The sequence below is a fragment of the Streptosporangium sp. NPDC000396 genome, from assembly GCF_042898655.1.
Taxonomy (GTDB): domain Bacteria; phylum Actinomycetota; class Actinomycetes; order Streptosporangiales; family Streptosporangiaceae; genus Streptosporangium.
In genome coordinates this window covers 268086-282829 of record NZ_JBIAZA010000001.1, presented here as the reverse complement: position 1 = coordinate 282829, position 14744 = coordinate 268086, and the positions used below count along the sequence as shown (strand labels likewise).

Genomic DNA, 14744 nt, shown 5'->3' with positions numbered 1-14744 from the left:
GAAGACTCATCATGATCCCGTTGCCGCTGGCCAGGATCGCCGAGATCACCTCGGGCGCCCTCGCGGGCATGGCCGACCCCCGTGCGGTCGTGCGCGGCCCGGTCGTCATCGACTCCCGTGCCGTCGAGCCGGGGTCGTTGTTCGTCGCCATCAAGGGCAGCCGGGTCGACGGGCACGACTTCGCCGCCCAGGCCATCGCGGACGGAGCCGTCGCCGTGCTGGCCTCCAGGCCGGTCGAGGCTCCCGCGGTCATCGTCGGTGACGCCGTGGCCGCCCTCACCGACCTCGCCACCGCCGTCTGCGCCGAGCTGCCGGCGGCCGCGGTCATCGGGGTGACCGGTTCGGCGGGCAAGACCACCACCAAGGACCTGCTGGCCCGCCTCACCGCCAGAATCGGCCCGACGGTCGCTCCCGTGGGCTCGTTCAACAACGAGATCGGCCACCCGCTCACCGTGCTGAAGGCCGACGAGGACACCCGCTACCTGGTGCTGGAGCTCAGCGCCAGAGGCGCGGGCCACATCAGCCACCTCGCCCGCATCGCCCCCCCGAAGATCGGCGTGGTCCTCAACGTCGGCACCGCCCACCTGGGCGTCTTCGGCGGCAAGGAGGCGATAGCCAAGGCCAAGGGCGAACTGGTCGAGGCGCTGCCCGCCGACGGCGTGGCCGTATTGAACGCAGACGACCCGCTGGTGGCCGCGATGGCCGGGCGCACCGAGGCCCGGATCACCTGGTACGGCCGCGCCGAGTCCGCCACGGTGCGCGCCGAGGGTGTGACGCTCGACAAGCGCGGCCGCGCCTCCTTCACGCTGCGCACCCCTTCCGGGGCCGCACCGGTCATGCTCCGCCTGTACGGCGAGCACGCCGTGGAGAACGCGCTCGCCGCCGCGGCGGCCGCCTACGAGCTGGGCCTGCCGGTCGCCACCATCGCCGAGGAGCTGTCGGAGGCGGAGCCCCGCAGCCGCTGGCGAATGGAGGTCACCGACCGGGACGACGGTGTCACCGTGATCAACGACGCCTACAACGCCAACCCCGACTCCATGCGCGCGGCTTTCGGCGCCCTCGACGCCCTCGCGGGCGGCCGCCGCCGCTTCGCGGTCATCGCCGCCCTGCGGGAGCTGGGTGAGGAGAGCGACGCCCTGAACGAGGGCGTGGGCCGCCTGGCCGCGGGCGCGGGACTGGAAGGCCTGTTCGTCGTCGGCCCCGACGCGGACCCGATCCTGGCCGGTGCCAGGGCGGTCGCGGGCGGCACGGGCGGCGAGGACCCGGCGCCCGCCACCCGGATCGCGCATGTGGCCGACGTCGAGGCGGCCTGCGCCGCGCTGTCGGAGCTCCTGGCACCCGGTGACGTGGTGCTCGTCAAGGGGCCGCGCGCGGCCGGGCTGGAGCGCGTGGCCGAGGCACTGCTCGGAGGTGGTAGCCGATGATGGAGATCCTCATCGCGGCGGCGGTCGGCCTGCTGCTGTCGATGTTCGGCACCCCGCTGGCGATCCGCCTGTTCTCGCGGCGCGGCTACGGCCAGAGCATCCGCGAGGAAGGGCCCTCCGGCCACCACGACAAGCGCGGCACCCCCACCATGGGCGGCACCGTGATCGTGATCGCGGCGCTGATCGGCTTCGCCTGCGCCCACCTGTACAGCCTGACCCCGCCCACCGTCTCCGCGATCCTCGTGCTGTTCCTGATGACGGGCCTGGGAGTGGTCGGCTTCCTCGACGACTTCATCAAGATCTACAAGCAGCGCAGCCTCGGCCTGCGCAGCGGCGCCAAGGCTCTGGGCCAGCTCGTCGTCGGCGCGGTGTTCGCGGTTCTGGTGACCCGCTTCCCGAACGCCTACCTGATCACCCCGGCTGAGACCCGCCTGTCGTTCCTGCGCGACTTCGGCCCGTCGATCGGCATCATCGGGTTCACGCTCCTGGTGCTGTTCATGATCGTGGGGTTCTCCAACGCGGTGAACCTGACCGACGGCCTGGACGGCCTGGCCAGCGGCGCCACCGGTGTGGTGCTGGTCTCCTACGTCCTGATCGGCAACTGGCAGCTCCGCAACAACTGCACCACGCAGCTCAGCCCCAACTGCTACTGGGTCCGCGACCCGCTGGACCTGGCGGTGGTCGCCGCCGCCGTGCTCGGCGCGCTGGTCGGTTTCCTGTGGTGGAACGCCCCGCCCGCCAAGATCTTCATGGGCGACACCGGCTCGCTGGCCCTGGGCGGCGTGATCGCCGGCCTGGCCATCACCACGCGCACCCAGCTTCTGCTGATCATCCTGGCCGGGATGTGCGTGGTGATCACGGCCTCGGTGATCATCCAGGTCGGCTTCTTCAAGATGACCGGCAAACGCGTCTTCAGGATGGCCCCGCTCCAGCACCACTTCGAGCTGTCGGGCTGGGCGGAGACGACCATCGTGGTCCGCTTCTGGCTCGTCGCCGCCCTCTGCGCCGCCGCCGGTCTCGGGCTGTTCTACGTCGAATGGATGCCGAAACCGTGAGCGCGGCGTCTTCGGCCACGCGGCCGGTGGAGGTGGCGGAGTGATCTGCGTCGCCGGTCTCGGGGTCTCCGGCACGGTCGTCGCCCGCGTGATGGCCGCCCGGGGCGAGAAGGTGGTCGTCCTGGAGGGGCGCGACAGCGAGCGGGCCAGGGCGACGGCCGCGGAGCTGGCCGGGCTCGGCGTCGAGGTCCGCTTCGGCGAATCCGCCGAGCCGCCCCCCGGCGCCTCCGTCGTCGTCACCACCGGCTGGCCGCCGCACCACCCGATGCTCGCCGCCGCGGTGGCGGCCGGGATCGAGGTGATCAGCGAGGTCGAGCTGGCCTGGCGGCTGCGCCCCGCGGGCGCGGCCCCGTGGCTGGCGCTGACCGGCACCAACGGCAAGACCACCGCGGTCCGGATGCTCACCTCGATGCTGACCGCCGCCGGGCACAAGGCGCTCGCGGTCGGCAACGTCGGCACCCCGGTCGTGGAGGCCGTCAGCGGGCCCAGCGACGTGCTGGCCGTGGAGCTGTCCAGCTTCCAGCTGTATCGCTCGCCCAGCGTGGCCCCGCACGCCGCCGCCGTGCTCAACGTCGCCCCCGACCATCTCGACTGGCACGGTTCCATGGAGGAGTACGCCCGGGCCAAGGGTGAGATCTTCGCCCGGGCCGGGACGATCGTGCACAACGCCGACGACGAGTCCTCCGCCCGCCTGGCCGCGCCGTACGAGGGCGGGGCGGGGGAGAGCGCCGGTGTGCGCAGCGTGAGCTTCACCCTCGGCGTGCCGGGGCCCGGTCAGCTCGGCGTGGTCGAGGATCTGCTGGTGGACCGGGCATTCGTGGCCGATCCGGTGCGCAACGCCGAAGAGCTCGCCTCGCTGGGCGACGTCCGGCCGTTCGCGCCGCATAACGTGGCCAACGCGCTCGCCGCCGCCGCCCTGGCACGGTCCTACGGGGTGCCCGCGGCAGCCGTACGGCAGGGCCTGCTGGACTTCGTCCCCGACCCGCACCGGATCGCTCACGTCGCCCGCATCGACGAGGTCGACTACGTGGACGACTCCAAGGCCACCAACCCGCACGCCGCCGCCGCGTCGCTGGCCGCCTACTCGTCGATCGTCTGGGTCGCCGGAGGCCAGCTCAAGGGCGCCGACGTCGACGACCTGGTACAGCGGGCCGCGCCGAGGCTGCGCGCCGCGGTGCTTCTGGGCGCCGACCGCGAGCGAATCCGGCAGGCTCTGGCGCGACACGCCGAGAATGTCCCGGTGGTGGAGGTGGCCGGACAAGACACTGGGGTCATGGACCATGTCGTCACCGAAGCCGCAAGGCTCGCCGCCCCCGGGGACACCGTGCTGCTGGCCCCGGCCGGCGCCTCTCTGGACATGTTCACCGGTTACCCGGCGCGGGGGGAGGCGTTCGCGCAGGCCGTACACCGTCTTGCGGCCCGGCGTGGCGAGGGGCGGGCGTGAGTGCCACGGCGCATGAGAGCGCCGAGCGGTCGGACAGTGAGGTGCGCGAGCACCTCGCCGCGTTTCGCGAGCTGCTCAACCGGCCGCTGACCTCCTACTACCTGATCCTCGGCTGCAGCGCGCTGCTGCTGGCCCTCGGTCTGATGATGGTGCTGTCCGCCTCCAGCATCGAGGCGCTGCAGAAGAAGGGGGATCCCTTCTTCTGGTTCTTCAAGCAGTCGGTCTCGGCGGCGCTCGGCATCTCCCTCATGTGGATCTGCTCAAGGCTGCCGCCGCGCTTCTTCCGGCTCGCCGGATATCCGCTGATGGCGTTGTCGATTCTCGGCCTGGTCCTGGTGCTGTTCGTCGGCACCGCCGAGCAAGGCGCCCAGCGCTGGATCGACCTGGGGCCCATCTACCTGCAGCCCTCCGAGCCCGCCAAGCTGGGACTCATACTCTGGGGCGCCGACCTGCTGGCCCGCAAGGCGCGCGGCGGCCTGATCGAGTGGCGCCACCTGCTCATCCCCCTGCTGCCCGGCACGGCGATCCTGGCCGTCATGGTCATGCTGGGACGCGACCTCGGCACCACGCTGGTCCTGATGATGATCTTCCTGGCGCTGCTGTGGGTGGTGGGCGCGCCGCTGCGGCTGTTCGGCGGGATCCTCGCCGTGGCTGTGCTCGCGACCATCGTCATGATCAGCACCGAGGGCTACCGCGCGGAGCGGATCGAGGGGTGGCTGAATCCGTGGGGAACCGCCGCCGGAGCGGGCTACCAGGCGGTGCAGGGGCAGATCGCGATAGGCAGCGGCGGCTGGTTCGGGCTCGGCCTGGGCGCCAGCCGGCAGAAGTGGGGCAGGATCCCGCACGCCGAGAGCGACTTCATCTTCTCCATCCTCGGTGAGGAGCTGGGCCTGATGGGCACCCTGGTGGTGATCGCCCTGTTCGGCCTGCTCGGCTACGCGGGGCTGCGCGTGGCCGTCCGGGTCAAGGACCCGTTCGTGAGGCTGGCCTCGGCGTCGGCGATGGCCTGGATCGCCGGCCAGGCGATCGTCAACATCGGCGCGGTGATCGGCGTGCTGCCCATCACCGGAATCCCGCTGCCGCTGGTCTCCTATGGCGGATCGGCGCTGTTGCCCACTCTCGCCGCGCTCGGGATGCTGCTCTCCTTCGCCAAACACGAGCCCGGTGCACGCGAGGCTCTGGCCGCGCGTGGCCCCGGACCGGTGGCGCGGGGCCTAAGCTGGCTTGGCCTGGGTGGTCCGGCTCGGAAGCGACGGCCGGTCCGTGGAAGACGATGAGTGAAAGGACCGACATGAGGGTGGTCCTCGCCGGCGGCGGGACGGCCGGTCATATCGAACCGGCGCTGGCTCTCGCCGACGCGCTGCGCCAACTGGACCCGAACATCGGGATCACCTGTCTGGGTACGGAGCGTGGCCTGGAGACACGGCTGGTGCCGGCTCGGGGTTACGAACTGCAGCTCGTGCCCGCGGTGCCGCTGCCCAGGGCGATCACGCCCCAGCTCCTGACCGTGCCCGGACGCCTGGCGGGCGCCATCAACACGGCCGCGAGCATCATGGACCGGGTTCAGGCCGACGTGCTGGTCGGTTTCGGCGGCTACGTGGCGACCCCCGCCTATCTGGCGGCGCGTCGGCGCGGTGTGCCGATCGTGGTGCACGAGGCCAACCCGCGGCCCGGACTGGCCAACCGGCTGGGTGCGCGGCTCACCGAGCACGTGTTCACCGGCCACCAGAACACGCCGCTGGCCCGCGCGCAGTACCTGGGGATCCCGCTTCGCCGTGAGATCGCCGGGCTGGACCGGCTGTCCATGGGTGACAAGGCGCGGTCCTGGTTCGGCCTGGAGGCCGACCTGCCCACGCTGCTGGTCACCGGAGGCTCCCAGGGGGCGCGCTCGCTCAACCGGGCGGCCCTGGGCGCCGCCCCGGCGCTGCGCCGGGCCGGGGTGCAGGTGCTGCACGTCATCGGCCCGAAGAACACGCTGGAGGAGCAGCCGCCGCCCGGTGACCCGCAGTACGTCGTGCTGCAGTACGTCGACCGGATGGACCTGGCCTACGCCGCCGCCGACTTCGCCCTGTGCCGCAGTGGCGCCATGACCTGCGCGGAGCTGACCGCGGTCGGCCTGCCGGCCGCCTACATCCCGCTCCCGCACGGCAACGGGGAGCAGAGGCTCAACGCCGAGCCGATCGTGCAGACCGGCGGTGGCCTCATGGTCGACGACGCCGACCTGTCGTCGGAGTGGATCGTCCGGAACGTGCTGCCCATCCTGGCCGACCCCGAGCGCGTGGTCATCATGTCCGAGGCCGCCTCCAAGATGGGCCGGAAAGACGCCGACGTGGCGCTCGCCCGCAAGGTCCTGCAGATCGCGGCAGAGGGGAAGAACCGGTGAGCCGGTCGCGAACCCGGTGCGGTGAGCGCGGCGGCCGGTCGAGGGACGAGATCGTCCGCGTAGCGAATGAGGAGGGGTGAGCGGCCCATGAGCTTGGTCAAGTTGGTGGATCCGGTCGCGGCGGAGGAGCTCGGGCGGGTCCATTTCATCGGGATCGGCGGCGCCGGGATGTCGGGCATCGCCCGGATCCTGCTCAAGCGCGGCGTGCAGGTCTCCGGCAGTGACTCGCGCAGCTCAGACCTGGTGACGGAGCTACGCGAGCTGGGTGGAAGAGTTCATATCGGCCACGCCGCATCGCATATCAAGAACGTCGACACCGTGGTGGTCTCCACCGCGATCCGCGACTCCAACCCGGAGCTGGGCGAGGCGCTGCGCCAGGGGCTGCGGGTGATTCCCCGGGCCGCCGCGCTGGCCTCGGTCATGGCCGGCCGGACCGGGATCGCCCTGGCCGGGACCCACGGCAAGACCACCACGACCTCGATGCTGACGGTGGCGCTGCAGAAGTGCGGCGCCGACCCCTCGTACTGCGTCGGCGGGCAGCTGGTGACCACCGGCCTGGGCGCCGACGAGGGCGCGGGCGGGGTGTTCGTCGCCGAGGCCGACGAGAGCGACGGCTCCTTCCTCATGCTGGCCCCGGACATCGCCGTGGTGACCAACGTGGAGCCCGATCATCTGGACAACTACGGTGATCCGCGAGCGGTCTACGACAGCTTCGCCCGGTTCGTGGAGCGGGTCGGCACGTCCATGGTGATCTGCGCCGACGACCCCGGATCCGCGGCTCTGGTCCCGATCGCCCGCGCGCGCGGCCTGAAGGTCACCACGTACGGCGAGGCCGAAGACGCCGACCTCCGGGTGAGTGAGATCGTCCCCGACGGACTGGGCGTCACCTTCAGGGTCGAAGGCTACGGAGAGGTAAGGCTGGCCGTCCCCGGCCGTCACAACGCCCTCAACGCCACCGCGGTCATCGCCGTGGCGGCGGAGCTGGGTGTGTCCTTCGACGAGATACGCGACGGCCTGGCCGCCTTCACCGGTGCCAAGCGCCGTTTCGAGGCCAAGGGCGAGGCGGGGGGCGTGGCGGTCTTCGACAGCTACGCCCACCACCCGACCGAGCTCGCCGCCGACCTGCGTGCGGCACGGGACGTGGTGGCGTCCTTCTCCGGTTCCGGCAGGGTCATCGCGATTTTCCAGCCGCACCTCTACTCGCGCACCAGGTTCTTCGCCGACGAGTTCGGCACCGCCCTGGGCCTGGCCGACGAGGCCGTCGTCCTGGACGTCTACGGCGCCCGTGAGGACCCCGAGCCGGGCGTCTCCGGGGCCCTGGTGGCGGGCAAGGTGCCGCTCCCGGCCGATCAGGTGGTCTACGCGCCGCAGCGGGAGGCCGTGCCCGCGCTGGTGGCGGACCTGGCGCGGCCCGGTGACATCGTGCTCACCATGGGCGCGGGCGACGTGACCGAGCTGGGCCCCCGGATCGTGGCGGAGCTGGCCGCGCGGTGACCCACGGGAGGGGCCGCGGATTCCCGGTGCCCGGGCCGCCGGACGGGGTGAGGCGTTGAACAGGCTGAGCGGGGTGTGGAGATCGGTCTTCCTGGCGCTGCTCACCGCAGGGGTGGTGGGCAGCGCCGCGTGGCTGGTGTTCTTCTCGTCGGTGCTCGGAGTGAGAGACATCCGGGTGGTGGGCAATCTCACCGTTCCCGCCCAGCAGATCCAGCAGGCGACAGGGGTGACCGAGGGCAAGCCCCTGGCCACCGTGGACGTGGACGAAGTCGCGGGGCGGGTCAAGAAGCTCCGGCAGGTCGAGTCGGCCGTGGTGAGCCGTGGCTGGCCGGGCACGCTCCTGGTGGAGATCGTGGAGCGCGAACCGGTGGCGGTGATGCCGGTCGGGACCAAGGCCGCGCTCATCGACCGGCACGGCGTGGTGACCGAGATCAAGGACATCGCGCCTCCGTCGCTCCCGGTGCTGAGGGTGGACCGGCCGCAGCCAGGCGATCCGACGATCGGCGCGGCGCTGGCCGTCATAGACGCGCTACCGGAAGATCTGGCCCGGCGGGTCGCGGAAGTGGTCGCGACCTCGCCCGAGGCCGTCTCGCTACGGCTGAAGGACGGCCGCGCGATCGTGTGGGGTGGCCGGGACAGGTCGGCGGCCAAGGCGCGGATCATCGCTACGCTGCTGAAACGTCCGGCGGACACCTATGACGTGAGTTCGCCCGACGTCGTGACGGTGAAGTGACCCCAGCCATTCACGCGCGTCCCCCGAAAAGGACAGCCCGCGACACGCCGGACGCCCTTGCGGCGCGGTTAGTTGACCCGCCAGGAGCGCAACTCCTACTGTCCGTATCACTCCTCAGGTTGACATAAATCTAAATCTCAACTTGAGGGTGAGAGTTTTGGAAGCGACGGCACGGGTCCCCGTGTCGCATGAAATTGCAAGTCAACGAGCGGAAAGGCCCCTCGTCGTGGCAGCACCGCAGAACTACCTCGCGGTCATCAAGGTTGTAGGAATTGGCGGAGGCGGAGTCAACGCCGTCAACCGGATGATCGAGGAGGGACTCAAGGGCGTCGAGTTCATCGCCATCAATACCGACGCCCAGGCGCTGCTGATGAGTGACGCCGACGTCAAACTTGATGTCGGGCGCGAACTCACTCGCGGCCTCGGCGCGGGGGCCAACCCCGAAGTCGGGCGCAAAGCGGCCGAGGATCACCGTGAGGAGATCGAAGAGGTCATCAAGGGCGCCGACATGGTGTTCGTCACCGCCGGAGAGGGCGGTGGCACGGGCACCGGCGGCGCCCCGGTGGTCGCCAACATCGCGCGCTCCCTGGGCGCGCTGACCATCGGCGTGGTGACCCGGCCCTTCAGCTTCGAAGGCCGGCGCAGGGCGATGCAGGCCGAGGCGGGAATCGAGACCCTGCGCGAAGAGGTCGACACCCTCATCGTGATCCCGAACGACCGGCTGCTGTCGATCTCCGACCGGCAGGTGAGCGTGCTGGACGCCTTCAAGGCGGCCGACCAGGTGCTGCTCTCCGGTGTCCAGGGCATCACCGACCTCATCACCACACCGGGTCTGATCAACCTTGACTTCGCCGACGTGAAGTCGGTCATGTCCGGCGCGGGTTCGGCGCTCATGGGCATCGGCCACGCGCGCGGCGACGACCGGTCGGTCGCCGCCGCCGAGATGGCCGTCTCCAGCCCGCTGCTGGAGGCCAGCATCGACGGCGCGCACGGCGTGCTGCTCTCGATCGCCGGTGGGTCCGACCTCGGCCTGTTCGAGATCAATGAGGCGGCGCAGCTCGTCTCCAACGCCGCGGCGCCGGACGCCAACATCATCTTCGGTACGGTCATCGACGACGCCCTCGGCGACGAGGTGCGCGTCACCGTGATCGCCGCGGGGTTCGACGAGCCCGGCGGGGAGGCCAATGCCACGGTGCCGCAGCCGGTCGCGCGTCCGCAGCAGGCTCCGCAGCCGACTCCGCGCCCCCAGGCGGTGGCGCGCCCACCGGCCCCCGCCCCCTCGACGGCTTCGCCGGTCCGCCCTGCGCCGCCCACGGTGAAGGCCGAGCCGAGAGTCGAGCAGGCCCCGCCGCCTGTCCGGCCGATGGTCAGCCCGCCGTCTCCTCCCGCCCCGATGGAGGAGACGCCGGTCATGCCGGCCCCGCAGCCGGTTCAGCAGGCCCCGCTGGTCCAGCCCGCCCCGCCGGTTCACCTCCCGGTCGAGCAGCCCGAGCCGCCCCGGGTGGAGGAGGCGCCGGCCCCACCGGTCTCGATCCCGCGTCCGGCGCCCGAGCCGGCGCAGCCCACTCCCATCTCCGCGAGGATCCCCGACCCCGCCCGGCGCCGTCCGGTGATCTTCGAGGAGCAGGAGGAGGAACTCGATGTTCCCGACTTCCTGAAGTGACATTGCTCACGGTTGGGTGCGCCGCAGATCACCCAACCGTGGCAGGGAGAATTGATTCCGCCGGTTTGTCGGTTTTTGAACGGCGGAGATGTGACGGAAAGAACACGACGTGACGAGATCGCGGCCGGTCTGGCCGAGGTCGAGGCGAAGATCGCCGAAGCCTGCCAGGCCGCCGGCCGCAGGCGCGAGGAGCTGACGCTCATCGCGGTGAGCAAGACCTACCCGGCCTCTGACGTGCGGCTTCTGGCCGAACTGGGGGTGACGGACGTGGGGGAGAACCGCGACCAGGAGGCTTCGGTCAAGGCGCGGGAATGTGCTGATCTAGGTCTCACCTGGCATTTCGTCGGCCAGTTGCAGACCAACAAGGCTCGTTCCGTGGTCGGCTACGCCGACGTCGTCCACTCGGTGGACCGCCCACGCCTGGTGAGCGCGCTGAGTCATGAGGCGGTCAAGGCGGGCAGGGAGATCACATGTCTGGTGCAGGTCGCACTGGATGGCGACCCGGCGAGGGGCGGCGCGCGACCGGAGGACGTGGCCGCCCTGGCCGACGCGGTCGCCGGCGCCGAGGCGGTCCGGCTGGGCGGGGTGATGGCGGTGGCACCGCTTGGCGAAGAGCCCGCGAGGGCCTTCGCGAGGCTGTGGGAGATCGCACAGTCCGTACGGCGGGCCCACCCGGGGGCCGATGTCATCTCGGCCGGTATGAGCGGCGATATGTCCGAGGCTATTGCGAATGGTGCGACACACCTGCGTGTCGGTACGGCGTTGCTCGGTCGCCGGAAGCCCTTCGTCAGGTAATGTCCCTTCAAGTGGACCTTGGCGTCCACGTATCCAGATAGAGGTCGTTCGGTGGTGAGCTCCAAGGGGGTGTGGCTACCGCCCCAGGCAAATCAAAGTAAGACGGAGGAAGAAGTAGCGATGGCCGGCGCGATGCGCAAGATGGCGGTCTACCTCGGTCTTGTGGAGGACGACCGCTATGAGAGATACGACAGCTATTCCGACGACGAGTACGACGACTTCGACGACTCGCGGCGGAGCGGCGAGGAGCGGCCTGGTACGGTCCACGACCGCGAGGACGACACGGACCCAGGCGTACCCGCTCCCAGGCCCGCGACGGCTGTTATAGAGCGCCGCACGACCGATCTGGCGCGTATCACGACACTTCACCCGCGCACCTACAACGAGGCGCGGACAATCGGCGAACACTTCCGCGACGGCACTCCGGTCATCATGAATCTGACTGAAATGGTTGACAGCGACGCGAAGCGGCTTGTGGATTTCGCGGCAGGTCTGGTCTTTGGCCTACATGGCAGCATTGAACGTGTTACCAACAAGGTGTTCCTGTTGTCCCCTGCCAATGTCGAGGTGACCGCCGAGGATAAGGCTCGAATCGCGGAACGCGGGTTCTTCAACCAGAGCTAGAGTTCCATCATGAACAGTGAACGGTCGGACGGGTCCCGGCGGGGCCGGGGACGGCGGAGCGGAGCGGAGGCGGGGACAGACCGTGGGGATCGTTAGCGAGATCTTGGTCTTTGTCCTGGCCCTCTACCTGATCCTGCTGATCGGCAGAATGATCTTTGAGACGGTGCAGGCGTTCGCACGTCAGTGGCGGCCCACGGGGGTCGTCCTCGTTATGGCGGAAGCCGTATACACGGTGACCGACCCACCTCTCAAGTTCCTCCGCCGTTTTATTCCACCACTCCGGTTGGGTACGGTGGCCTTTGACCTAAGCTTCACAGTGCTGTTCATTGTGGTCTTGGTCTTGATCCAACTCGTGTCCGCGCTTCGTTGATCGGGTACCGTCCCTCCGGACAGACTCCAAGCGCGCCAAGGAGACCGAAATGCCGCTGACGCCCGCTGATGTGCGGAACAAGCAATTCAGTACGACCCGGCTCAGGCCGGGCTACGACGAGGAAGAGGTAGACGCCTTCCTCGATGAGGTGGAGTCCGAACTGGACCGCCTCATCCAGGAGAACGAGGAGCTCCGCGCCAAGCTGGCGGAGTGCATGCGGGGCAAGGTGCCCGGCGGGATGGGCATGGCCATGGCGCCGGCCCCCGTCGCCGAGCCCAAGCCCGAGATGATGATGCAGCAGCCGGAGCCGATGCGGGCTCCCGAGCCGGTGCAGCATCAGCAGCCTGTTCCCGTCGGCATGGGGATGCCCCCGGCCGAGGACAACATGGACACCGCGGCCCGCGTGCTCGCGCTGGCCCAGCAGACGGCCGACCAGGCGATCGCCGACGCCCGCCGGGAGGCGGACGAGACGGTGACCCGGGCGCGCCGCGAGGCCGACGACATCCTCGGCAAGGCCCGCCGCCAGGCCGAGCAGGTCATCGGTGACGCCCGTGCCCGCGCCGAGACGCTGGAGCGCGACGCCCAGGAGCGGCACCGCCAGGCGATGGGGTCGCTGGTGCAGACCCGTGACGAGCTTGAGCGCAAGGTCGAGGAGCTTCGCAGCTTCGAGCGCGAATACCGCAGCCGCCTGAAGCTTTACCTGGAGAACCAGCTTGCCGAGCTGAACGTGGCTGCCGAGGGCAGCGGCGGATTCCCGATCGTGGGTGGTCCCGTGGGCGCGCCTCCGGCCATGTCCCACGCCGTGGCTCCGGGCGGGCAGCCGTCCATGCAGGGCGCGGCCAACCCGTTCGGTGGCGAGCCGCCGCAGCATTCGGGCGCCTTCCAGGGCGTTGACGGTCAGCACAACGACCGCCGCTAGGGTGTCGGGTCATTCCCCCCTGACCCGTATCCGGGAGTTCCTCTGTGATCCTTATCAGCGCTGGTTTGGTCGTCACGGCCATCGTCCTGCTCATCGTGGGCGTAGTGCTGGCCAAGCCGTTTCTGGTCATGTGGTCGATCGCGGTCAGCGTGCTGTCCGCGGTCTTCCTGGTGATCGGGGCGTTGTTGCGCCGCCACGAGTTGTTCCCCGGCGGAGGAAACGCCGGGGCGGCCGTGCCGCCGCTTCCGCCCAAGGGACAGGCTCCGGCCGGGCCGATGCCCGTGCCGCCCATGACGTCCCATCAGCGTGTTCCCTCGGCTCCGCACCCGGTGGCGCCGCACGGGGCGCAGCGGACGGCGACGGCCGCCGCCCCACCCCGGACGGCTCCGGCGGCCGGGCCGGTCCCCGCCGCGAGGCGGGGCGTCCTGGACGCCGATGCGATCGTCCTGGTGATCCCCGGCCGCAGGCGCTATCACATCGCCGGATGCCGCCAGCTGGTCGGCAGGGAACATGAGGAACTCACCCACGAGGAGGCACGGGAGGAGGGCTTCACGCCCTGCACCACGTGCCTGCCCGAGTTCACCGGCGGGATACAGCCGCAGGACGCCTCCCCCGAAGCCCAGGAGCCCGCAGCGCCCCTGGCCTCCCAGGAGTCCGGTCCCTCTGGTGACGCCGGCGAATCCGACGTTCACGAGCCCACCGTCCGGCTCGACTCCCCCTACGCCTCCTCGCCCGCCGAGCAGGAGGATCAGGTAACCCGGCCCTCCGTCCAGAGGCCGCCGGCTGCCCAGGGGGAGACGCGGCCTCAGGAGCGGAGGCCGAGCCCGCCCCTCCGTGCGGCGGGTTCCGCCGCACAGTCGTCTCCGGCGCGGCCTCCGGTGCCCGAGGGGGAGACCTCCTCCGACTCCGAGAGCACCGGCGACTCCGCTGCGGCCACCAGCTGGTTCAGCCGTGATGTGGTCCGGTCCGCGGCGTCCGAGTCCGAGAGCCCGGCCGAACCCGCACCCGCGGAACGGGAGCCTGCCGCGGTGAAACGGGAGGCCGCAGCCGAAGCCGAGACCCCGGTCAAGGCCGACGCGGCGTCCGCCGAGCCCGAGGCCGCCACGTCCGGGTCGCCGGCTGAGGCGGCCGCCGGGCCTGAGGTCACGGTGGAGGCTTCGGTCGAGCCTGAGGTCACGGTGGAGGCCTCCGCCGAGCCCGAGGAAGCCGCATCCGGGTCCCAGGCTGAGACGGTGGCCACCGGGTCCGAGGCCGAGGTCCCGGCCGAGCCTGAGCCCGCCGAGCCCGCCGGGGATGCGTCCGAGGACGAACCCCTCCCGGTGAAGCGGCAAGCCCCCGCCACGCCCGTGCCGGCTGACGCCCCCAAGCCGGTGGAGCCGGCCGAGACCGGACCCGGGCGCGCCGGGCAGCCGGTGTCGGCCGACTCCACCCTGGTGGAGGCCTCCACGGCGGAGGAGGCCGCGGAGGAGGCCGAGGAGAAGACCCCGGGCGGGGCGCCGGAAGAGTCCCCCGCAGAGGACCGCGAAGACGATGACACCGCCCCCGGCGGGATTCCGATCATCGAGATCATCGACGAGGAGGAGGAGCCGCCTTCCGATGACTCCGGGATGGTCAAGGTCATCGTCGGCACCCGCCGCTTCCACAGCTCCGCCTGCCCTCTGATCAGGGGCACGGACGACAACGGCATCGAGACCATGTCCCGGGCCGAGGCCGAGAAGGCGGGCCTGAGCAGCTGCTCGGTCTGCCAGAAAGACCGATAGCGCCTGTTCTTCGGGTCCTCGCCGTGGTGAGGACCCGCAGAACAGGCCCCAGATCACACAGGCGGCCAGGCCGCGTGGAA

General features: G+C 70.7%; 13 protein-coding genes. All 13 read left to right on the top strand.

The annotated features are described in order from the left end of the window. The first annotated feature begins 11 nt into the window (after positions 1 to 11). The 13 genes from murF to ACFY2X_RS01175 all read left to right on the top strand — a co-directional run bounded on the left by murF (position 12) and on the right by ACFY2X_RS01175 (position 14664). Positions 12 to 1424, top strand: a complete 1413-nt coding sequence (murF, locus tag ACFY2X_RS01235; RefSeq protein ID WP_389930733.1) for a UDP-N-acetylmuramoyl-tripeptide--D-alanyl-D-alanine ligase — start codon at positions 12 to 14, stop codon at positions 1422 to 1424. Then, positions 1421 to 2479 (top strand): phospho-N-acetylmuramoyl-pentapeptide-transferase, encoded by a 1059-nt coding sequence (gene mraY, locus ACFY2X_RS01230; RefSeq protein ID WP_389930729.1) that lies wholly within the window; start codon positions 1421 to 1423, stop codon positions 2477 to 2479. The genes murF and mraY overlap by 4 nt, the downstream gene beginning before the upstream one ends. A 40-nt stretch (positions 2480 to 2519) precedes the next feature. Then, positions 2520 to 3923: a UDP-N-acetylmuramoyl-L-alanine--D-glutamate ligase gene (gene murD, locus ACFY2X_RS01225; RefSeq protein WP_389930726.1), complete on the top strand. Its 1404-nt coding sequence runs from the start codon at positions 2520 to 2522 to the stop codon at positions 3921 to 3923. Next, positions 3920 to 5200: a putative lipid II flippase FtsW gene (ftsW, locus tag ACFY2X_RS01220; RefSeq protein WP_389930724.1), complete on the top strand. Its 1281-nt coding sequence runs from the start codon at positions 3920 to 3922 to the stop codon at positions 5198 to 5200. Before murD ends, ftsW begins: the two co-directional genes overlap by 4 nt. A 14-nt stretch (positions 5201 to 5214) precedes the next feature. Beyond that, positions 5215 to 6306 carry an undecaprenyldiphospho-muramoylpentapeptide beta-N-acetylglucosaminyltransferase gene (murG, locus tag ACFY2X_RS01215; protein WP_389930722.1) on the top strand — a complete coding sequence of 364 codons (1092 nt, stop codon included), beginning with the start codon at positions 5215 to 5217 and terminating at the stop codon, positions 6304 to 6306. 87 nt (positions 6307 to 6393) lie between these two features. Further along, positions 6394 to 7800, top strand: a complete 1407-nt coding sequence (gene murC / locus ACFY2X_RS01210) for a UDP-N-acetylmuramate--L-alanine ligase (protein WP_389930719.1) — start codon at positions 6394 to 6396, stop codon at positions 7798 to 7800. A 55-nt stretch (positions 7801 to 7855) separates the two neighbouring features. Further along, positions 7856 to 8533: a cell division protein FtsQ/DivIB gene (locus tag ACFY2X_RS01205; RefSeq protein WP_389930716.1), complete on the top strand. Its 678-nt coding sequence runs from the start codon at positions 7856 to 7858 to the stop codon at positions 8531 to 8533. A gap of 226 nt (positions 8534 to 8759) precedes the next feature. Next, on the top strand, positions 8760 to 10196 hold the full coding sequence (gene ftsZ, locus ACFY2X_RS01200) for a cell division protein FtsZ (protein ID WP_389930713.1): 1437 nt from the start codon (positions 8760 to 8762) through the stop codon (positions 10194 to 10196). A 90-nt stretch (positions 10197 to 10286) separates the two neighbouring features. Further along, positions 10287 to 10991, top strand: coding sequence for a YggS family pyridoxal phosphate-dependent enzyme (locus ACFY2X_RS01195; protein ID WP_389930710.1), 705 nt, complete (start codon positions 10287 to 10289; stop codon positions 10989 to 10991). 120 nt (positions 10992 to 11111) lie between these two features. Beyond that, positions 11112 to 11615, top strand: a complete 504-nt coding sequence (locus ACFY2X_RS01190) for a cell division protein SepF (protein ID WP_389930705.1) — start codon at positions 11112 to 11114, stop codon at positions 11613 to 11615. An 82-nt stretch (positions 11616 to 11697) separates the two neighbouring features. Continuing rightward, entirely contained in the window at positions 11698 to 11985 is a 288-nt protein-coding gene (locus ACFY2X_RS01185) for a YggT family protein (protein WP_389930700.1), read from the top strand. Between the two features lie 49 nt (positions 11986 to 12034). Then, a complete protein-coding gene (locus ACFY2X_RS01180) occupies positions 12035 to 12904 on the top strand; it encodes a DivIVA domain-containing protein (RefSeq protein ID WP_389930696.1) in 870 nt (289 codons plus the stop codon). 44 nt (positions 12905 to 12948) lie between these two features. Then, positions 12949 to 14664 carry a hypothetical protein gene (locus tag ACFY2X_RS01175; protein ID WP_389930693.1) on the top strand — a complete coding sequence of 572 codons (1716 nt, stop codon included), beginning with the start codon at positions 12949 to 12951 and terminating at the stop codon, positions 14662 to 14664. The last annotated feature ends 80 nt before the right edge of the window (positions 14665 to 14744 follow it).

Excerpts from the sequence above, each read along its gene's own strand:
- murF (WP_389930733.1), top strand. The coding sequence starts at position 12 with ATGATCCCGTTGCCGCTGGCCAGGATCGCCGAGATCACCTCGGGCGCC.
- mraY (WP_389930729.1), top strand. The coding sequence starts at position 1,421 with ATGATGGAGATCCTCATCGCGGCGGCGGTCGGCCTGCTGCTGTCGATG.
- murC (WP_389930719.1), top strand. The coding sequence starts at position 6,394 with ATGAGCTTGGTCAAGTTGGTGGATCCGGTCGCGGCGGAGGAGCTCGGG.
- ACFY2X_RS01180 (WP_389930696.1), top strand. The coding sequence starts at position 12,035 with ATGCCGCTGACGCCCGCTGATGTGCGGAACAAGCAATTCAGTACGACC.
- ACFY2X_RS01190 (WP_389930705.1), top strand. The coding sequence starts at position 11,112 with ATGGCCGGCGCGATGCGCAAGATGGCGGTCTACCTCGGTCTTGTGGAG.
- murG (WP_389930722.1), top strand. The coding sequence starts at position 5,215 with ATGAGGGTGGTCCTCGCCGGCGGCGGGACGGCCGGTCATATCGAACCG.